The sequence below is a fragment of the Pseudoduganella dura genome (assembly GCF_009727155.1).
In the GTDB taxonomy this organism is placed as follows: domain Bacteria; phylum Pseudomonadota; class Gammaproteobacteria; order Burkholderiales; family Burkholderiaceae_D; genus Rugamonas; species Rugamonas dura.
In genome coordinates this window covers 5,115,194-5,133,422 of record NZ_WNWM01000002.1, presented here as the reverse complement: position 1 = coordinate 5,133,422, position 18,229 = coordinate 5,115,194, and the positions used below count along the sequence as shown (strand labels likewise).

Genomic DNA, 18,229 nt, shown 5'->3' with positions numbered 1-18,229 from the left:
GTCAACATTAAGATACCCCCAGCATGGATCCAGCCGGAAGCACCGGCGTCGGCAGTCCTACCGGACGGCGCGATGCCGCGATACTGATCGTCGACGATGCGCCGGACAATCTCGCGGCGCTGCGGGAACAGATGGTCGAACAGGGTTACCAGACCTATGTCGCCGGGACCGGCGAGCGCGCGCTGCAGCTGGCCCGGCGGGTGCACCCGGACCTGATCCTGCTCGACATCGTGATGCCGGGCATGGACGGCTTCGAGACCTGCCGCCACCTGAAATCCCATCCGGTCACGCAGCGGATTCCGGTGATCTTCATGAGCGCGCGTACCGGCAGCGAAGACGTGGTGGCCGGCTTCGACCTGGGCGCCGTCGACTACATCGGCAAGCCGCTGCGCATGGCGGAAGTATGCGCCCGCGTGCGCACCCAGCTGCAGATGCATGCCAACAGCGCAACGCAGCAGGAACAGGCCGAACGCCTGCGCACGATCGTCGACCACATGGCCGAGGGACTGCTGATCATCGAGGCCGGCGGCCGCATCCAGTTCACCAATCCCGCCTGCGACAACTACCTTGGCTATGGGCCGGACGAGCTGGCCGGCCGCCACATCGGCGACCTGCTCGCTCCCGTCGTGGCCCAGGAATACCTGGCGTATTTCGCCCGCTATGCGGCGCAGCCCGACACCGCGCACAGCCACGGCACGCGCGAAGTGACCATCCGCCACAAGGCAGGCAAGCCGGTGTGCATGGACCTGACGCTGACGCCGATGTTCCTGCGCCAGCCGCTGTTCATCGGCCTGCTGCACGACATCACGCACCACAAGCTGTCCGAAGACGCGCTGCAGCGCGCCGCACTGGTGGATTCGCTGACGCAGATCGCCAACCGGCGCCATTTCGACAACTTTCTCGAGAAGGAATGGCAGCGCGCAGTGCGCAGCGGGGCGCCGCTGTCGCTGGTGGTGCTCGATGTCGACCACTTCAAGCTGTACAACGACACACTGGGCCACGCGGCCGGCGACGTCTGCCTGCAGCAGGTGGCGCAGGCGCTAGGTGCCCACGCGCTGCGGATGACCGACCTGGCGGCACGCTACGGCGGCGAGGAATTCGTGCTGCTGTTCGCCGAAACCGATGCCGATGCGGCGGCGCTGCTGGCCGAGGCGATCCGGGCCCATGTGGAGACGCTGCAGCTGCCGCACCCGAAATCGCCGACGTCGCCGTGGATCACCGTGAGCATCGGGGTCGCCACGATGGTGCCGCGCCAGCAGTGCATCGGGCCAGGCACCGGGCAGGGCGGCCCCGATGCGTTGTTCGTGGCCGCCGACCGCGCGATGTACGCCGCCAAGGATGGCGGCCGCAACCAGGTGCGTGCGGCGCAGCCCGGCTGCGACGCGATGGCCGCGGTGCGGGCGGTGGCGCATGGCGCCGGCATTGCGGCGGATGGCCGCGCGTGATGCAGGGCAAGCGGCAGCCTTTGCAGCGGCCCGTCAGCGCGGCGCCTCGGCCGCCTCTTTCAGCTGTGCCAGCCCTTTTTCGAAGTCCGGGCCAGCCATCGCGTCGACGCTGGAGAAGATGCCGACCAGCTTCATGATGAACGGGCTCGCGCCGGACATTGTCCACGTCACCACGGTGCCGTCGGGCCGCGGCGTCAGCACGAAACGCATGTCGTTGCGGGATGCGAACGGCTTGACGAAATCGAGCCGGATCGTGACTGCGCGGGGCGGCGTGCTGCCGACGATCTCCATGCGGCCCTGGCCCACATCGTCGTTGCCGCTCCACGCATAGATGGCGCCCTGCCCGCGCGGCGCGCCGCTGAAAGCACGCGTCATCGCCGGATCGAGGCGCTCCCACGGCGACCAGGCGGGCCACTGATGGAAATCGTTCAGGTAGCCGAACACCTTTTCCGGCGGTGCCTTGATGAGCGCGCTGCGCTCGACCCGGAACGTGTCGGCCTGCATCAGCGCCAGCCCGGAGACGGCGGCGGCGACGATGACGAGTGCGAGCAGGAACCTCTTCCACATGGTGGCCTCGGCCAAGGGGGGCACGGGTTGCGGGGCGATGGATACAGGCTAGCACGGAGCGGCCGGCGCCCAGCGCCGCCCAGGTACCCGAGCCCCATATGAATCCGCGTACAAACCTGCCACTGCGCCGCCCTGTCACGGTGCCCGTTCATCGGCCCATCGGCCCATCGGCCGCGGCGCCGCGTCAGCCCAGCAGGTCGAGCAGGCGCACGCCAGCCAGCAGCCGCGCGAATACGTCGGCGATCGCGAACACGCCGAACACGCCGGGCAGCAACGCCACGAACATCAGCGGAGACCGGATGCGGCAAAAATGCACCGTGCTGGCGGCCGCCAGCACCCCGGATGCGATCGTCAATACGAACACGGCCAGGTACGTGGGCGAGCTCATTACGCATAACAGTACCGCAAGCACGCCGGCGACGAACGCGAGGCCGAGGGTCATGTAAGGAATGCTGATCATGGGCCGTGCCCCCTACAACCAGTGCATGGATGCCAGGCACATGGCTGAACAATAAACGGTCGAAAAACGATCGAAAACGGGCAAATATCGGAATAATATGCGGAGCGTCCACGCTGAATAAATGATTTACATGGAATGCGCTGGCAAGTCGATCGCAGTGGATTAATGCATATACAGTTTATATTTCCCCATGCCGAAATATTATTTCAATATATGAAAAGCACATGAAATCAGACGCTTAGAATTTGCTATCGGCCACGCGCATAATATTCGCCTCTGGCCCGATCATAACAGCAAAAATGGAGCGGAAATCTCACACATTATTGCGAAGATTATTGCGCGGCGGCGGCGACTGATGGTGCGGTCGCGCGGAAAACCGTGCCGGCATGCGCGCGGCGGGTTATATGAAGGCGCTGTTCGGCGAACGGCGCCTATATGAAACCGAAATATCCGCGGCAGCGGCGTGCCGCGGCCCTGCCTTCCTCGCAGGGACTTACTTTACTTCGGGATACAGCACGACCTGCACGTAATTCCCGAAATCGACATAGCGCCGCGCGGCGCTGCGCACATCGGCCGGGGTCACGTCGGCCACCCGTTTGTCGAAGTCGAGGATCGACTCCGGCGCGAAGCCGTTCAGCTGGGCAGTCTGCAGCTGGGCCAGCCAGTAGCCGTTTTCGCTCAGCGCGCGCCGGTGCGTGGTCAGCCAGTTCTGCTTCACTTTCGCCAGGTCGCCCGGTTCCGCGCCGTGCTCCTGCAGCTTGCGGATTTCCGCGAACGCGGCGGCGATTACCTTGTCCACGTTTTCCGGGCCGCAGGGCAACGCCAGCGCCAGCGAATAGTTTGCATAGGGCAGCTTCGTGACCCCGCCGCTGGCACCGCCGCCGTAGATCAGGCCGAGCTCCTCGCGCAGAACCTCGGTCAGCTTGATGTTCAGCACTTCCACGAACGCCTGCATGCGCGTTTGCTCGGCCTGCGAGAACTCGGCCGGCCCGGTGAAGGAGATCGACACGTTGCTCTTCGGTTCCTTGCCGCGCCGCACTTCTTTCTTCACGACGCCGCGCACCGGCCGCACGCCGAGGTCGCGATACGCCACCGGAATATCCGGCGCGGGCAGCGATGCCACGTAGGTGGCCAGCAACGGTTTCAGCTTCGCGGGATCGAAGCTGCCGACAAAATAGAACGTCATGCCCTTCACGCTGGAGAAGCGCTCGCGGTAGATCTGCTGCACGCGGTCGAGACGGACCTTGTCGAAATCCTCCGGCCGCGGCGTGCGCGGAACGCGCGGGTGGTCGCCGAACAGCGCGGTGCGCACCGTGTCGGCGAATTCGGCCTCCGGCCGGGCCAGCGCATTGCGCGCCATGTCGCGCTGGCGCGCCAGGAAGGAATTGAACAGCGCTTCGTCGCGGCGCGGCTGGGTAAGCTTCACGTAGGTCAGCTGCAGCAGCGTTTCGATGTCGGCGCTGCCCGCCGCGCCGGAGACGCCTTCGGACAGGTCGGACATCGTCACGCCCGCACCCACGCTCTTGCCCGCCATGACCTTCTGCAGATCGGCGGGCGTGTAATTGAGCGCGCCCATCTGCGCTGCCAGCGGGCCGGCGTAGCGGGCGTTGAAGATGTCCTCGTCGCCGAACAGCGACTGGCCGCCGAAGCGCACGGCGCTCATCAGCACCTGGTCGTTGCGGAAATCGGTGGGCTTGAGCACCACCTTCACGCCGTTCGACAGCGTCAGTTCGGTGGTGCCCAGCACCTTGTTTTCCGTCTCGGCCACGATGCTGCCGGGTGCCGGCGGCTGTTCCAGCAGGCTGCTGGCATAAGCCTTGTCCTCGCGCGCGGTCACGGTCTGCCTGTGCGCGCCGTCGACGGCGGCCAGCAGTTCCGTGCCGGTCGGCGGCGCGCGGTCCTTCAGGGCGCCCATCAGGATCACCAGCTTCTTGTCGTCCGACGGGATGGCCTGGCGCACCGCCGCGTTGATTTCCTCCAGCGTGATGCCCGGGACGAGCGCCTGCGCATACGCATACTCGTTCTGCACACCGGGGATCGGCTCGCCGTCGAGGAAGTTGCGGATGTATTCGGCCACGAAGGCGGCCGAGTCGGACTTGTCGCGCTCGGCGTACATGCGCTCGTAGTTGCGCAGCATGCCCTTCTTGGCGCGATCCAGCTCCGAGGCGGTGAAGCCGAACTGTCGCGCGCGCTCGTCTTCCCGCACCAGCGCATTGATCGCGGGCACGTGGCCGCCCTTGCCGAGCAGCGCCGTGACGGAGAACGACCGGTAGCCGCGCACCACCTTGCCCATGCCGCTGCCACCCTGGATGAACGGCGGATCGGCCTGCTGCGTGAGCTCCATCATCCGCTGGCTCAGCATCGTGCCGTACAGCTTCTCGACCAGGTCGCGGCGGTAGCCGCCGTAGGTGGCGTCTTCCGGATGCGGCACGATCGGGTAGCGGATATACAGCACATCGGCCGGAGCTTCGCGGTCGGTGACCACCAGCCCTTCGTCTTCCTTGCGTTCCGGGATCGCGGCATACTCGCGCGGGCGCGGGTTTTCCGGATTCTTCAGCTTGCCGAAGTGGGCGTTGACCAGCTTTTCCGCCTCGAGCGGATCGATGTCGCCGACCACCATCACGGCCATCAGGTCGGGCCGGTACCAGTCGCGGTAGAAGCGCCTGATCGCTTCGGGCTTGAACGTGCGCAGCACATCGGCCTTGCCGATCGGCAGCCGCTCGGCGTAGCGCGAGCCGTTGAACAGCTTCGGATACAGGATCTGGTTCATGCGGTCGTTGGCGCCCTTGCCCATGCGCAGTTCCTCGAGCACGATGCCGCGTTCGCTCTCGATGTCGGCCTCGTTGAACGTGATGCCGTGTGCCCAGTCCTGCAGCACCAGGAAGCCCTTCTCGACCGCCTCCTTCGAATCGGTGGGAATCGGCAGCATGTACACGGTCTGGTCGAAGCTCGTGTAGGCATTCAGGTCGCGGCCGAACTTCACGCCGATCGACTGCAGGTACGACACCAGTTCGTGGCGCTTGAAATTGGTGGAACCGTTGAACGCCATGTGCTCGGTGAAGTGCGCCAGGCCCAGCTGGTCTTCATCCTCCAGGATCGAGCCGGCCTTGACGACGAGCCGCAGCTCGAGCCGCTTGGCCGGCTTGCCGTTCTTCTGGATGTAGTAGGTGAGGCCGTTGGGCAGCTTGCCGACCTTGACGTAGGGCGCCACCGGCAACGTATCGCCGGGCGCCGGCAGCGGCGCGGCGTGGGCCAGCAGCGAAGCGCCGAGCAGCGCGGCGGCGGTGGCAAGCTTGAAAGGGCTCAACTTCATGGAATGGATGCGATCAATGGGCGAAATGCCCACGATACACCAGAAATTGATCGCTCTGCTACAATCCTCGAGCTTGCCGCGCCATGCGGCGGGCCTTATTCAGTTTCATTTAATTTACGTCTTCGGGGCGGGGGGCGATTCCCCACCGGCGGTAGGGCCTTCGGGCCGAGCCCGCGAGCGCCCGCGATGGGGCTGGTTACAGACCAGGCCATCGCGGGGTCAGCAGATCCGGTCGAAAACCGGAGCCGACGGTATAGTCCGGATGAAAGAAGATGTGCGTCGATCGTGCGACCGCATGCGTGGCCAGCCGCGCATGCGGCGTGCGTGCGTTCGCTTTGCCCTGGAGCGTTTTTCGCCATTTGCGAGGAGCGTTTCAATGTCTGTCCAAGAATGTAATCCTGTTCCCGATTCCGTTATTTCCCCTTCCCTTCACGGCGGCGACCTGGAAGGCCGCATCGCCGCAGCCCTCGATGCGATGCGCGCCGGCGTGCCCGTCATCCTGCTCGACGACTTCGACCGCGAGAACGAAGCCGACCTGATCGTGGCCTGCGACCGGCTGACGGTCCAGGCGATGGCGCTGATGATCCGCGAATGCAGCGGCATCGTGTGCCTGTGCCTGACGGCCGAACGCGTGCGCACGCTGGAACTGCCGCCGATGGCAATCGAGAACGGCAGCCGCTACGGCACGCCGTTCACCATGTCGATCGAGGCGCGGCACGGCGTGACCACCGGCGTTTCCGCGGCCGACCGTGTCGCCACGATCCGCGCGGCCACCGCGCCGGACGCGCAGCCGGCCGACCTGGTGCGCCCCGGCCACGTGTTCCCGTTGCGCGCCGCGCCGGGCGGCGTGCTGGCCCGCGCCGGCCATACCGAAGGGTCGGTGGACCTGGCGATCATGGCGGGCCTGGCGCCGGCCGCCGTGCTGTGCGAGCTGATGAACCCGGACGGCACGATGATGCGCGGCGACGACATCGAAGCATTCGCGCGGCGGCATGGCATGCCGATCCTGACGATCGCCGAGATGATCGCCTGGCGCAAGCTGCACGGGTAGCCTCTCATTCGGTCACGCCGGCCGCCGGCGCCGGCGCGTCGGCCGGCTCCATGCGGCGATACACGGCCAGCCACGCGACGAAACAGGCCGCCGCGATGGCCGTGTAGACGATGGCCAGCCGCAAGCCCCAGTCCTGCGTCGCATGCAGGATGGTGCCGGCCGCCGCCACGCCGAGCAAGGCGCCGATCTGGCGGCTGGCGTTCAGGGTCGCGCCCGCGGCGCTGGCGTGCGTCTTGCCGCCGGCGCCCATCACGGTCGCCGTCATGGCCGGGATCGCAAAGCCGATCGCCAGGAACAGCAGCGTCCCGCCGGCAATCGCCAGCCACGGCGGCGTGCCGGCCGTGACCTGCGCCAGCAGCAGCGCGGCCGCGGCGGCGCCCCCCATTCCCACCAGCAGCGGCATGCGCGTCCCCTGCCTGGCCACCGCGCGGCCGGACAGCACGTTCGACACGCCGGCCGCCGCCGTCATCGGCAGGATCGCAAGACCCGTGCCGAGCGCGCCGGTGCCGTGCGCGCCCTGCAACCACAGACTGAGCACGAACATGTGGCCGAACGTGCCGAAGTTGATCAGCATGCCCGTCAGCACGGCGGCGCGGAACGGCGCGATGCCGTACAGCGCGCGCGGCAGGATCGGCTGCGCTGCGGCGCGTTCGCGCCGGATCAGCCACGCGGGCAGCAATGCCGCCATGGCCAGCGCGACAACCACCGGGGCCGACGTCCAGCCCAGCACCGGCCCCTCGATCAGCACGAATGCCAGCGCCGCCAGCGCGGTCGCGCCGAGCGCGTGACTCGCCAGGTCCAGCGGGCGGGCATGGGGGGCCGGCGCCGGTGCCTTCAGCTGCGCCAGCAGGATGCCCAGCAAGCCGACCGGCAGGTTCAGCCAGAAGATGCTGCGCCAGCCGAACGCCTCGACCAGCAGGCCGCCGGCCAGCGGCCCGGCGGTTGCCGCGGCGCTGACGATCGCCGCCCAAGCACCGAACATTTTCGCGCGGCGCCGGTCGTCGTCCTCGGCATGCGTCAGCAGGGCAAGCGAGCTGGGCATGAACAGCGCGGCCCCGCTGCCCTGCAGCAGCCGCGCCGCCACCAGTGCCGTCCCCGTCGGCGCCAGCGCGCACAGCACGGAACCCAGCACGAACACGGCCAACCCGGCCTGGTAGATGCGCCGGGCACCGCAACGGTCCGCCAGCGCGCCGCCGGCGAGCAGCAGCGCGGCGAACGTCAGCGTGTAGCCGTCGACGACCCAGACGAGCCCTTCGAGCGGCACGCCGAGGTCGGACGAAATATCGGACAGGGCCGTGTTCACGGCCGTCACGTCGATCATCGCCATCACGAAACCGATGGCGAGGGTAAACAGCAGCATGGCGCTTCCCTTCCTGGTAATGACAGCAGGTTAAGCCCCTTGCCCGATGCAGTAAACATGCATACCATCGGCACTGCGATGCAAAACTGCATCAGCAGGAAAATGATCATCAGGAAAACGATCGGCAGGAAAATCATGGACTGGGACGACGCACGGATATTCCTCGGCATCTACCGCGCGGGCACCTTGCGCGGCGCCGCCGCCGGGCTGGGCATCGACCAGGCCACGGCCGGCCGGCGGCTGGCCGCGATGGAGGCGGCGCTGAACGCGAAACTGTTCCTGCGCACGCCGTCCGGCTACGTGCCCACGCCGGCCGGCGAGATGGCGGCGCGCCCCGCCGAGAAGATGGAGGCGGCGGCGCACCAGCTCGAAAGGGAGATGCAGGGCATCGACAACCGCCTCTCCGGCACGGTGCGGGTGGCAACCACCGACACGATGGCGCAGTACTTCGTGATGGATGCGATCAGGGCGCTGCACGCCCGGCACCCGGACATCCGCGTGGTGCTCCACGTGACCACGGCGATGACGAACCTGACGCGGCGCGAAGCCGACCTGGCCGTGCGCACGCTCAAGCCCACGGACCCGGACCTGGTGTCGCGGCACCTGGCGCGGCGCACTTCCGGCCTGTATGCCAGCAAGACCTACCTGCGCGAACGCGGCGTGCCACTGGTGGAATCCGGACTGGCGGGCCATGACCTCGTCATCTACCATGCGTCGGTGGCGCCGCGGCAGGCCACGCACGTGGCCGGCGTATCCATTGCCGGGGCCCGTGTCGCGCTGGAAGTCAACACGGGGCTAATGCTGATGGAGGCGGCGCGCGCCGGCATCGGCATCGCCGAGCTGCCGGTGCACATGGCCGGCCAGGATCCGCGGCTGGTGCGCGTCTTTCCGGACCGGGTGCACAGCTACGACATGTACCTGGTGATGCACGGCGACCTGAACCGCAGTGCGCGGGTGCGGGCCGTGGCCGACGCCATCGTCGCTTCCGTACCGTGATCTGCACGTCGGAATGTTAAGATTGCAAGATGTCCACCCATGCATCACTGTTCCCGTCGCTGCTGCGGATGCACCGCGCCACCATGATCTGGCTCACCAGCTGGTGGCGCCTGCTGCAGTTCGCGGCGCTGATCCTGGCGCGCGGCGCCGCGCCGTCCACCTACCGCCGCGACAATCACCGCGCGCTCGCCAGCCACCTGGTGCTGGCCACGGCGCCGAACCTGCTGTGGTTCTGCGTGCTGTCGGCGCTGATCAGCCTTGTCATCATTCGCATCGTGGTCGTCACCGCCACATCGTACGGCCTGTCCGGCTTCGCGCTGGAAATGGTGGTGCGCGTGCTCGTGCTGGAGCTGATCCCGCTGACGGCGGCGCTGTTCGTGGCGTTGCGCAGCACGCTGCCGGCCGGCGTGGAGTTCGCGCAGCGGCGGCTCGCCGCCGCCGCGGCGGCCCCGGCGGGGTCGGCCGGCCCGGCCGCCGACCCCGCCGGGGCGCTGCGCTGCGAATTCTATCCGCGCGCGTCGGCCGGCATCTTCGCGGTGTGGCTGCTCGCCGCCGTCAGCTGCATCCTGACGCTGGTGCTGACCTATCTCATCATCTATGGCTTCACGCCCTATGCGCTGGCGGGCTACACGCGGGTGGTCGGGCAGATCTTCAACCCGGCCGTGGCGCTGATCCTGGCGCTGAAGATCTTCTTTTTCTCGCTGGCGGTCGGCATCATCCCGCTCGCCTCGTCCTACTACGATGCAGCCGCCAACCCGTTCGCGGCGCGGCTGCGTTTCACGCACGGGCTGGCGGACATGGTGCGGATGTTCTCCGTGATCCTGCTGATCGAAGCCGCTTCGCTGATGGGCAACTATTACTGACCGATTCGACCGATCGATTCGACCGACCGATACCACTGATTGATACGACTGATTGAGACGACTGGCTGATCATGACTGAAACTTCCCTCCCCACCCCGGCGGCACCGGCCGAACCGGCACCGGTGCGCAATGCCGAGGTCAAGGCGGCGCTGCTGCTGGTGCTGATGGTCGCGCTGATCGCCGGCGCCGCGCTGTACCTGATGTATGCGCGCGGCGCCTTCGAAGCCACGCAGCGCCTCGTGCTGACGGCCGACGACTCCGAGGGCGTGGCCGTCGGCATGGACGTCACGTTCGCCGGCTTCCCGATCGGCCGCGTGCGCAGCATCGAGCTTTCCCGCGAAGGCAAGGCGCGGGTGCTGGTCGACGTGCCCGAGAAGGATGCGCACTGGCTGCGTTCGAGCAGCATCTTCACGCTCGAGAAAGGCATCGTCGGCGGCGCCAAGCTGCGCGCGTTCACCGGCATTCCCACCGATCCGCCGCTGGCCGACAAGGCCGAACGGCCGCTGCTGGTGGGCGACGTGGCGGCCGAGATCCCGCGCCTGCTGAACGCCGCGCGCGACATCCTCGCCAACGTGACGGCGCTGACCGCCGCCGACTCGTCGCTCGGCCAGAGCCTGGCGAATCTCCAGGGCGTGACCGGGAAGCTGAACGGCCCGGGCGGCGCGATGGGCTTCATCGCCGGCGAGGACCGCAAGGCGCGCGAACTGCTGGCCAACGCCAATTCGCTGATCGTGCGCGCCGACCGGCTGGTGGGCAATGCCGACAGCAAGGTGTTCGGCGACAAGGGCGTGGCCAACGATGCGCAGGCCGCGGTCAGGCAGCTCGACGGCCTGCTGGCCGATGCGCGCCTGAGCCTGAAGAAGATGGACCTGGTGCTGGAAGAAGCGCAGGCGGTCGGCAAGAACGCCCGCGTGGCCACCGAGGACCTGGGCGCGCTGCGCGCCGATGTCGACGCCAACCTGCGCAAGATCGAACAGCTCGTCAACGAGATCAACCGCAAGTGGCCGTTCAAGCGCGAAACGGAGATCAAGCTGCCATGAAGCGATTCCTTGTGTTGACAGTACCCGTATTGCTGGCGGCCTGCAGCGGCGGCCCGCCGGTACCCGACTGGAAGATGAACGCGCAAGGCGCGCTGGAGCGCGCCACCGATGCGTTCATGGCCGGCCGCGACCTGGTCGAAAAGAACGAATTCGCGCATGCCCGCGACGACATCGCCGCCACCGGCAAGGTCGACCTGGTCATCCGCGCCGAACTGATCCGCTGCGCCGCCCGTACCGCCGCGCTGGTGTTCGACGAATGCGCCGGCTTCGAGGCGCTGCGCAGCGATGCCACGGCGGCCGACGCCGCCTACGCCGCCTACCTCGCCGGCCGCGCGCAGCCATCCGATGCCGCGTTGCTGCCCGAACCGCAGCGCGCCGTGCTGGCCGCCACCAGCGACGCGACGGCGGCGGCCACCGTCAAGGGCATCGCCGATCCCCTGTCCCGGCTCGTCGGCGCCGGCGCGCTGTTCAAGGCCAACCGCGCCACGCCGGAACTGATCGCCGATGCGATCGCCACCGCCTCCGACCAGGGCTGGCGCCGCCCTCTGCTGGCCTGGCTAAACGTGCAGGCGCTGCGCGCCGAAACTGCCGGCGACACCGACGAAGCTGCCCGCCTCCGTCGGCGCATCGCGCTGGTCGAAGGCCAACCCGCAAAGTGAATGTCGCCTGAAACCGAGCAGTCCGGCAATCCCGTCTGACCCCAATTTCAAGCAACATTTTCCAAAAACAGGCTGGTTTTGGCGACGCAGCAACCTGACGACGGCGGCATGGACTTCGTGTTTCCCAAAAAAGGGGGCTGACCCCGATTTTTGGAAACAATTGCTCAAAACCGGGGTCAGACCCCGGTTTGCGGCAATATTTCCTGGAAAACAGGGTCTGTCCCTAGTTTGCGTGGCGTAGCAATTTCGCGACGGCAGCGCGGGCGTCGTGGGCGAGTTCGCGCAGGTCGAGGCCGGGGATGGTGTCGTGTTCGACGACGGGCTTGCCGGCCACGGTGAGCAGCCGCAGCGACGGGCGGCCGCCGGAGGCGACGGGGCCGATGGCGATGTCGTGCAGCCCGAAGTAGCGCGGGTCGTCGAGCGCGTAGACGGCGATGTCGGCGGCCATGCCCGCTTCGAGCGTGCCCAGGCCGGACAGGCCGAGCACCCGGGCCCCGCCGCCCGTGCCCCAGCGCACCACGTCCTCGACGGTGGCCGCGTCGGCGCCGCCCTCGAACGTGCCGCCGCGGTGCGCCGGCCGCGCGTCCTGCCCGCCACGCGCCCGCTGCATCAGCCACGCGGCGTGCGTTTCCGAGATCATGTCGGCCGCCTCGTTCGACGCCGCGCCGTCCACGCCGATCGAGATCGCAGCCCCGGCCGCCTCGAGCTGGCGGATCGGCGCGATGCCGCTGCCGAGCCGGCCGTTGCTCTGCGGGCAGTGCGCGACGCCGGTGCCTGTGGCGCCCAGCAGCGCGACTTCCTCGTCGTCGAGCTTGACGAGGTGGGCGAACCAGACATCGTCGCCCAGCCAGTCCTGCTCGGCGGCGAAGCGCACCGGCGTGGTACCGTGCTTGCCGTGCGCGGCGTTCTGGTATTCCACCGTTTCCGACAGGTGGCTGTGCAGCCGGATGCCGAGCCGGCGCGCTTCCGCCGCAACGGTGCGCAGTTCGGGCGGCGTCATCGAATACAGTGGCGTGGTCGGCGCCATCACCACGCGCCGCATCGCGTCCGGCGCCGGATCGTGCCAGCGCTTCGTGATGCGTTCCATGTCGGCCAGGTAGCCGTCCAGCGTTTCCGGGCGCAGGCAGGCCGGCAGGTCCGCTTCCAGCTGCCGCGTCTGCGTGGCGCCGCCGCGGCACAGCACGAAGCGCATGCCGAGCCGTTCGGCTTCCTCGAACAGGATCGCCGAGCTGTCGAACGGCATGCCCGGCCAGTACAGGTAATTGTGATCGGCCACCGTGGCGCAGCCGGAGCGCAGCAGCTCGACCAGGCCGATGCGCGCGGCGAGGCGGAACAGGTCTTCGTCGAACGCGGCGCGGAAGCGGTATGGCGTGGCCGCCAGCCAGGGCGTCAGCGGCAGGTCGATGCCGGCCGCGTCGCCCTTGAGCAGCGACTGGAACAGGTGGTGGTGCGTGTTCACCCACGCCGGATAGACGACGCAGCCGGCGGCGTCGACAACGCGTTCGCCGGGCAGCCGTTCCAGGCGCCCCAGCGCGGCAATGCGGCCATTGGCGATGCGGATATCGGGGCCGGGATGGCGCGCGGCATCGCCCGCCAGGCCGGTCACGATGGCGGCGGCGTTCTTGATCAACAGGTCAGTCATGGAGTCTCCTTTATCGGTCTCAAAGAATCGGTCTCAAGGAATCGGCCTCAAAGATCCAGCACCAGCAGCGGTGTTTTCGAACGCGAGCAGCACGGCAGGAAGCGGTCGCCCAGCGCCCGCTCGGCATCGGTCAGGTAGCAGTCCCGGTGATCCGGCTCGCCGGCCAGCACGGTGGTCAGGCAGCTGCCGCACACGCCCTGCCGGCACGACACGGCGATCTCGACGCCGTGTCCGGCCAGGCAGTCGACCACGCTCTGCCCGGCCGGCACGGCGACGGTCCTGCCGCTGCCGGCCAGGCGCACCTCGAATGCCGCGCCATCGGCCAGCACGCCGCCGTTGGCGAAGTGCTCGACGTGGACACGTTCCGGCGCGATGCCGTGCGCCCGCGCGGCTTCCGCCACCATCGCGATGAAACCGGCGGGCCCGCACACGTAAAGGTGCGTGTCCGCGCCGGCGCCTGCGAACAGCGCCGGCAGATCGAGCCGTTGCGACGCGGGCCCGTCGTCGGCATGCAGGTGCGCGCGGCCGGCAAACGGCGCCTCCCGCAGCCGCCCGGCGAACGCGGCGGCCGCCGCCGAACGCACACAATAATGCAGCGCGAATTCCCGGTCGAGTATGTTCAGACATTCCGCCATCGACAGTAATGGCGTGATGCCGATGCCGCCCGCCACCAGCAGCGAGCGCCGCGCGCCGGTATCGAGCTGGAAGTGATTGCGCGGCGCGCCGATCGTGACCAGCCCGCCCTCTTCCAGCGCGTGCATGGCCCGCGAGCCGCCGCCTTCCTGCAGCAGCACGCCGATCACATAGCGCGAGCTGTCGCGCCAGTCGTTGCACAGCGAATACTGCCGAACCAGCCCGCCTGGCAGGTGCACGTCGACGTGTGCGCCGGCCGTGAACGGCGGCAGCGCTGCGCCATCGGGGTCGACCAGTTCGAAGCCGAGAACGCGATCGGCTTCCCGCCATTTGCGGGCGACCCGCACCTTGATGGCATGCATCATGCCTCGGCCTCGCTTTCATGCCAGTGCGCCAGGCATACACGCGCCAGCGCCGACATCAGCGCGAACAGCAGCACGCCGGTGACGGTGATCATGAACAGCGCCGCGAACAGCCGCGGGATGTTCAGCTCGAAGCCGGCCTGCAGGATCTGGTACGCCAGCCCGGTGCTGTTGCCGCCGGTGCCGGCGACGAATTCGGCGACGACCGCGCCGATCAGCGACAGGCCGCTGGCGATGCGCAAGCCGCCGAAGAAGCTGGGCAACGCGCTGGGCACGCGCAGGCGCACCAGCACCTGCCAGCGGGTGGCGCGGTTCAGCCGGAACAGGTTCAGCAGGCCGGGATTCACGCTGCGCAGGCCCAGCACCGTGTTCGAGATGATCGGGAACACGGCCATCATCGTGGCGCAGATCGTGAGCGCCGCTGCCGGCGTCTTGACCCAGATGATGATCAATGGCGCGATCGCCACCACCGGCGTCACCTGCAGCAGGATCGCATACGGGAACAGGCACGCTTCCAGCAGCTTGCTCTGCACGAACAGGAAGGCCACGGCCACGCCGGCCACGGTGGCCAGCGCGAACGCGAAGAACGTGATGCGCAGCGTGACGAGCAGCGCATCGAACAGCAGCGACCAGTCATCAAGCAGCGTGCCGGCGATGGCGGCCGGCGACGGTACCAGGTAGACCGGCACCTGCATCGAAACGCAGACCGCCTGCCATACCGCCAGCAGCATGAAGCCGAGCGCCAGCGGCGCCAGCGCGCGGCGCACGCGCACGTCGGCAATCAGGGGTTTGTCAGGCATTGCGTTCCTCCTGGTGATGAGCATTGGCCTCGACCAGCAGGTCGGACAGTTGCTTGCAGTAGCCCATGAACTGCGGCGAGATGCGGAACTCGTCGCCGCGCACCGCGGGCCCGTCGATCGGCACGTCGGCGATCACGCGGCCCGGCCGGGCCGCCATCACCACCACCCGCGACGACAGGTACACCGCCTCGTAGATGCTGTGCGTGACGAATACCACCGTCAGGTCGCGCAGCGCCCACAGGTCGCGCAAATCGGCGTCGAGCCTGTTGCGCGTGAATTCGTCGAGCGCGCCGAACGGTTCGTCCATCAGCAGCAGGTTCGGCTCGGTGGCCAGCGCGCGGGCGATCGACGCCCGCATCTGCATGCCGCCGGACAGTTCGCGCGGGTACACGTGGCCGAATTTCGACAGCCCGACCATGCCGAGCGCCGCCTCCACGCGCGGCGCGGCCTGTTCGGCAGGCACGCCCTTCAGGTCGAGCGGCAGCCGCACGTTGGCCGCCACCTTCGCCCACGGCATCAGCGTCGCTTCCTGGAACACCATCGCCAGCGTGCGGCCGGGCGTGTCGACGGTGGCCATGCCCTCTCCCCACCACCGCACGTGCCCGGCCGATGGGCTTTCGAGCCCGGCGAACATCTTCAGCAGCGTGCTCTTGCCGCAGCCGGAGGGCCCCAGAAGCGACACGAACTCGCCGCGCCCGATGCGCAGCTTCACGCGGTCCAGCGCGCGGGTGCCGTTCGGGTAGGTCTTTTCCACGCCGTTCGCGTACAGCACCGCCGGCCCGTCGGACTGTGCAGCGGACCGCGCACCCGCCTGCGCGCCGGCCAGCAGGGAACTGTCGTCGCGTTTCATGGCGCCTCCGGCGGGTTGTGCGCTTCCTCTTCGCCGTGCCGGGTCAGCAGGTCCATCAGCATGCGGCGCATCATCAGGCCCGGCTTGTCGGACTCCATGTGGAATTCGACGCGGCGGCGCGTGTCGACGCAGGCATCCGGATCGGTGGCCTCCAGGATGTCGCGGTCTTCCGACGTGATCGGGCGGTCCCAGTCGATCAGCTCCTGCGTCGAGCAGCTCGCCTCGCTGTCGTTGCGGTACAGCCATTGCACCAGCATCAGCGAGCCGTCGTCGATCGGCGTGGCGCAGTTGTAGATGATGTGGTGGATTCCCGATGCCGGATAGACGCAGCCGAAGCGGCGCGAGAACGGCATGTACCAGCGGTTCGTCAGATGCCGCTCCGTGACCGGCTCGGTGGTGCCGGTGATGCGGAAGCTCGCTTCCGGGTTCCGCACCGGCACGTGCGTCTCGGCCTCGAAGCCCCAGTCGTTCGGCCGGAACTCGTATTTCGCCGGCACCGGGTTGTCGATCATGCCGAAGTTCGCCTTGTGCACGAAGCTGAAGTGCGAGTTGTCGAACGAGTTTTCCATCACGCGCAGCGGCGACGTGTTCCAGCGCTCGTAGAACTGCAGGATGCGGCGGTAGCCGGGCGCCTCTTCCTCCGGAAAATAAGGGATCGGCTGCAGCGGGTCTTCCAGCGCCACCCATACGTAGCCGTAGCGCTCGTCGCAGTGATACGCCGGCACCTGCGCGCCCTGCGGAATGCGCGAATCAGGGCTTTGCGGGATGCGCACGCATGTGCCGGAGCAGTCGTAGGTCCAGCCGTGGTAGCCGCACACGATGTTGCCGTTCTCGACGAAGCCTTTCGACAGCTTCGCGGTGCGGTGGCAGCAGCGGTCGCGCAGCGCGGCCGGCTTGCCATCCTTTCCCTTCCACACGACGATATTCTCGCCCAGCAGCGTGAACGGCTGCGGGCCCGCGTCCAGCGCGGACATCGGCATCAGCGCATACCAGAACTTGCGCAGGACTTTCTGTTGGGTGACGAGCATGGTGGTGACTCCTGTTTCATGGGTTGCCGCATGGGTGGCGGCATGGGCTTGCGCCCGCGGGCCGGCGTGCCGACATGGTCGCCTTCGCCCGGCAAGACTCTCCGGATCAGGGCATGACTTTCAGGTCGCGGACGAACTGCGTGGTGTAGGCCTGTTTCCAGCTGGTTTCCTTTTTCAGCAGGCCGGCGGCGACCATGAATTCATAGGTCTGCTGCCAGCGCGCATCGCTCATCGTGCCGATGCCCTGCCTGGCCGCATCGCCGCCGGTGACGAAGCTGTATTCCTTCAGCTTGCCCACCGCGTAGGCCAGCTGGTCGTCCTTCATGTTCGGGTTTTCCTGCTTGATCAGCGCATTGCCGGCGGCCGGGTTGGCCAGGTAGCTCTTCCAGCCCTCCATCGAGGCGCGCACGAAGCGGGCCACCACGTCGGGCTTTTCCTTGACGAGCTTCTGCATCGCCACCACGGTGGTGCCGTACGGCGGGTAGCCGTCGTTGGCGAACAGGTAGAAGTTGGTCTTCGCGCCGGCCTTGGCGGCCTGGAACAGCTCGGACGACGGATAGGCCTGCTGGGCGAAATCGGGGTCCGCCAGGAACGGCTGCAGGTTGAAGGTGTAGGGCCGCCCCTGCCCCTCGGTCAGGCCGTATTTCGCTTTCAGCCACGGCCACCAGGTGGTGCGGCCGGAGGTGGACACCAGCACGGTCTTGCCGTTCTTCAGGTCCGCCAGGCCTTTCACGTCCGTGTGCGTCATCATGCCCTGCGCATCGGTCTGGAAGCTGGCCGCCACCGTGGTGGCGGGAATGCCCTGCTCCACGCTTTTCAGCACCTGCAGGTCGTAGCCCATGAAGAAATCGGCCTGGCCGCTGGCCAGCAGCTGCATGCCGTTGACCTGCGGGCCGCCCATCCGGATCGTGACATCGAGGCCGTGCTTGCGGTACAGGCCCTCGGCGAGCGCCTGGTAGAAGCCGCCGTGTTCGGCCTGGGCATACCACGATGTGAGGAACGTGACCTTGTCGGCGGCGGTGGCGCCGCCGGCGGCGACGGCGAGACAGAACGCCAGCGCGGCACGGCGCGCCAGCTTCGAAGCGGGAATGGATTTCATGGGCACTCTCTGGAGTTGGACAACGGGAAGAAAGCAATGCGCAATGCCAGCGTGCGCATGC

Annotated in this window: 16 protein-coding genes and 1 riboswitch; of the genes, 6 read left to right on the top strand and 10 right to left on the bottom strand. The window is 67.7% G+C overall.

Annotated features, from left to right (window positions below):
* Positions 1-23 precede the first annotated feature (23 nt).
* Positions 24-1,445, top strand: a complete 1,422-nt coding sequence (locus GJV26_RS22495) for a diguanylate cyclase domain-containing protein (protein ID WP_155710931.1) — start codon at positions 24-26, stop codon at positions 1,443-1,445.
* 33 nt (positions 1,446-1,478) lie between these two features.
* On the opposite strand, the gene GJV26_RS22490 is transcribed toward GJV26_RS22495, so the two are convergent.
* The 3 genes from GJV26_RS22490 to GJV26_RS22480 form a co-directional block, all read right to left on the bottom strand.
* Complete coding sequence (locus tag GJV26_RS22490) at positions 1,479-2,012, bottom strand: SRPBCC family protein (protein WP_155710930.1); 534 nt, start codon at positions 2,010-2,012, stop codon at positions 1,479-1,481.
* Positions 2,013-2,196: 184 nt separating this feature from the next.
* Positions 2,197-2,472 carry a hypothetical protein gene (locus tag GJV26_RS22485; protein WP_155710929.1) on the bottom strand — a complete coding sequence of 92 codons (276 nt, stop codon included), beginning with the start codon at positions 2,470-2,472 and terminating at the stop codon, positions 2,197-2,199.
* Between the two features lie 493 nt (positions 2,473-2,965).
* Positions 2,966-5,785 (bottom strand): M16 family metallopeptidase, encoded by a 2,820-nt coding sequence (locus GJV26_RS22480; RefSeq protein ID WP_155710928.1) that lies wholly within the window; start codon positions 5,783-5,785, stop codon positions 2,966-2,968.
* A 114-nt stretch (positions 5,786-5,899) separates the two neighbouring features.
* Positions 5,900-6,063: riboswitch (FMN riboswitch) on the top strand.
* Positions 6,064-6,161: 98 nt separating this feature from the next.
* Here GJV26_RS22480 and ribB point away from each other — a divergent pair.
* On the top strand, positions 6,162-6,836 hold the full coding sequence (gene ribB, locus GJV26_RS22475; protein ID WP_155710927.1) for a 3,4-dihydroxy-2-butanone-4-phosphate synthase: 675 nt from the start codon (positions 6,162-6,164) through the stop codon (positions 6,834-6,836).
* A gap of 4 nt (positions 6,837-6,840) precedes the next feature.
* Here ribB and GJV26_RS22470 read toward each other — a convergent pair whose 3' ends face one another.
* The gene (locus GJV26_RS22470) at positions 6,841-8,196 is read right to left on the bottom strand and encodes an MFS transporter (protein ID WP_155710926.1); all 1,356 of its coding nucleotides are present in this window, start codon (positions 8,194-8,196) and stop codon (positions 6,841-6,843) included.
* Between the two features lie 135 nt (positions 8,197-8,331).
* On the opposite strand from GJV26_RS22470, the gene GJV26_RS22465 reads away from it, so the two are divergent.
* The 4 genes from GJV26_RS22465 (at position 8,332) to GJV26_RS22450 (ending at position 11,754) form a co-directional block, all read left to right on the top strand.
* Positions 8,332-9,192: a LysR family transcriptional regulator gene (locus GJV26_RS22465; RefSeq protein WP_155712654.1), complete on the top strand. Its 861-nt coding sequence runs from the start codon at positions 8,332-8,334 to the stop codon at positions 9,190-9,192.
* A gap of 29 nt (positions 9,193-9,221) precedes the next feature.
* A complete protein-coding gene (locus tag GJV26_RS22460; RefSeq protein WP_155710925.1) occupies positions 9,222-10,055 on the top strand; it encodes an ABC transporter permease in 834 nt (277 codons plus the stop codon).
* A gap of 71 nt (positions 10,056-10,126) precedes the next feature.
* A complete protein-coding gene (locus GJV26_RS22455) occupies positions 10,127-11,095 on the top strand; it encodes an MlaD family protein (RefSeq protein ID WP_155710924.1) in 969 nt (322 codons plus the stop codon).
* The gene (locus GJV26_RS22450; RefSeq protein ID WP_155710923.1) at positions 11,092-11,754 is read left to right on the top strand and encodes a hypothetical protein; all 663 of its coding nucleotides are present in this window, start codon (positions 11,092-11,094) and stop codon (positions 11,752-11,754) included. Before GJV26_RS22455 ends, GJV26_RS22450 begins: the two co-directional genes overlap by 4 nt.
* Positions 11,755-11,977: 223 nt before the next feature.
* On the opposite strand, the gene GJV26_RS22445 is transcribed toward GJV26_RS22450, so the two are convergent.
* The 6 genes from GJV26_RS22445 to GJV26_RS22420 form a co-directional block, all read right to left on the bottom strand.
* Complete coding sequence (locus GJV26_RS22445) at positions 11,978-13,396, bottom strand: amidohydrolase family protein (protein WP_155710922.1); 1,419 nt, start codon at positions 13,394-13,396, stop codon at positions 11,978-11,980.
* Positions 13,397-13,443: 47 nt separating this feature from the next.
* On the bottom strand, positions 13,444-14,391 hold the full coding sequence (locus GJV26_RS22440; RefSeq protein ID WP_155712653.1) for a PDR/VanB family oxidoreductase: 948 nt from the start codon (positions 14,389-14,391) through the stop codon (positions 13,444-13,446).
* Positions 14,391-15,191, bottom strand: a complete 801-nt coding sequence (locus GJV26_RS22435; protein WP_155710921.1) for an ABC transporter permease — start codon at positions 15,189-15,191, stop codon at positions 14,391-14,393. Before GJV26_RS22435 ends, GJV26_RS22440 begins: the two co-directional genes overlap by 1 nt.
* The gene (locus tag GJV26_RS22430) at positions 15,184-16,041 is read right to left on the bottom strand and encodes an ABC transporter ATP-binding protein (RefSeq protein WP_155710920.1); all 858 of its coding nucleotides are present in this window, start codon (positions 16,039-16,041) and stop codon (positions 15,184-15,186) included. The genes GJV26_RS22435 and GJV26_RS22430 overlap by 8 nt, the downstream gene beginning before the upstream one ends.
* The gene (locus tag GJV26_RS22425; protein WP_155710919.1) at positions 16,038-17,069 is read right to left on the bottom strand and encodes an aromatic ring-hydroxylating dioxygenase subunit alpha; all 1,032 of its coding nucleotides are present in this window, start codon (positions 17,067-17,069) and stop codon (positions 16,038-16,040) included. Before GJV26_RS22425 ends, GJV26_RS22430 begins: the two co-directional genes overlap by 4 nt.
* A 106-nt stretch (positions 17,070-17,175) precedes the next feature.
* Entirely contained in the window at positions 17,176-18,168 is a 993-nt protein-coding gene (locus GJV26_RS22420) for an ABC transporter substrate-binding protein (RefSeq protein WP_155710918.1), read from the bottom strand.
* Between the last annotated feature and the right edge of the window lie 61 nt (positions 18,169-18,229).

Excerpts from the sequence above, each read along its gene's own strand:
- GJV26_RS22495 (WP_155710931.1), top strand. The coding sequence starts at position 24 with ATGGATCCAGCCGGAAGCACCGGCGTCGGCAGTCCTACCGGACGGCGC.
- GJV26_RS22490 (WP_155710930.1), bottom strand. The coding sequence starts at position 2,012 with ATGTGGAAGAGGTTCCTGCTCGCACTCGTCATCGTCGCCGCCGCCGTC.
- GJV26_RS22485 (WP_155710929.1), bottom strand. The coding sequence starts at position 2,472 with ATGATCAGCATTCCTTACATGACCCTCGGCCTCGCGTTCGTCGCCGGC.
- GJV26_RS22480 (WP_155710928.1), bottom strand. The coding sequence starts at position 5,785 with ATGAAGTTGAGCCCTTTCAAGCTTGCCACCGCCGCCGCGCTGCTCGGC.
- ribB (WP_155710927.1), top strand. The coding sequence starts at position 6,162 with ATGTCTGTCCAAGAATGTAATCCTGTTCCCGATTCCGTTATTTCCCCT.
- GJV26_RS22470 (WP_155710926.1), bottom strand. The coding sequence starts at position 8,196 with ATGCTGCTGTTTACCCTCGCCATCGGTTTCGTGATGGCGATGATCGAC.
- GJV26_RS22465 (WP_155712654.1), top strand. The coding sequence starts at position 8,332 with ATGGACTGGGACGACGCACGGATATTCCTCGGCATCTACCGCGCGGGC.
- GJV26_RS22460 (WP_155710925.1), top strand. The coding sequence starts at position 9,222 with ATGTCCACCCATGCATCACTGTTCCCGTCGCTGCTGCGGATGCACCGC.
- GJV26_RS22455 (WP_155710924.1), top strand. The coding sequence starts at position 10,127 with ATGACTGAAACTTCCCTCCCCACCCCGGCGGCACCGGCCGAACCGGCA.
- GJV26_RS22450 (WP_155710923.1), top strand. The coding sequence starts at position 11,092 with ATGAAGCGATTCCTTGTGTTGACAGTACCCGTATTGCTGGCGGCCTGC.
- GJV26_RS22445 (WP_155710922.1), bottom strand. The coding sequence starts at position 13,396 with ATGACTGACCTGTTGATCAAGAACGCCGCCGCCATCGTGACCGGCCTG.
- GJV26_RS22440 (WP_155712653.1), bottom strand. The coding sequence starts at position 14,391 with ATGCATGCCATCAAGGTGCGGGTCGCCCGCAAATGGCGGGAAGCCGAT.
- GJV26_RS22435 (WP_155710921.1), bottom strand. The coding sequence starts at position 15,191 with ATGCCTGACAAACCCCTGATTGCCGACGTGCGCGTGCGCCGCGCGCTG.
- GJV26_RS22430 (WP_155710920.1), bottom strand. The coding sequence starts at position 16,041 with ATGAAACGCGACGACAGTTCCCTGCTGGCCGGCGCGCAGGCGGGTGCG.
- GJV26_RS22425 (WP_155710919.1), bottom strand. The coding sequence starts at position 17,069 with ATGCTCGTCACCCAACAGAAAGTCCTGCGCAAGTTCTGGTATGCGCTG.
- GJV26_RS22420 (WP_155710918.1), bottom strand. The coding sequence starts at position 18,168 with ATGAAATCCATTCCCGCTTCGAAGCTGGCGCGCCGTGCCGCGCTGGCG.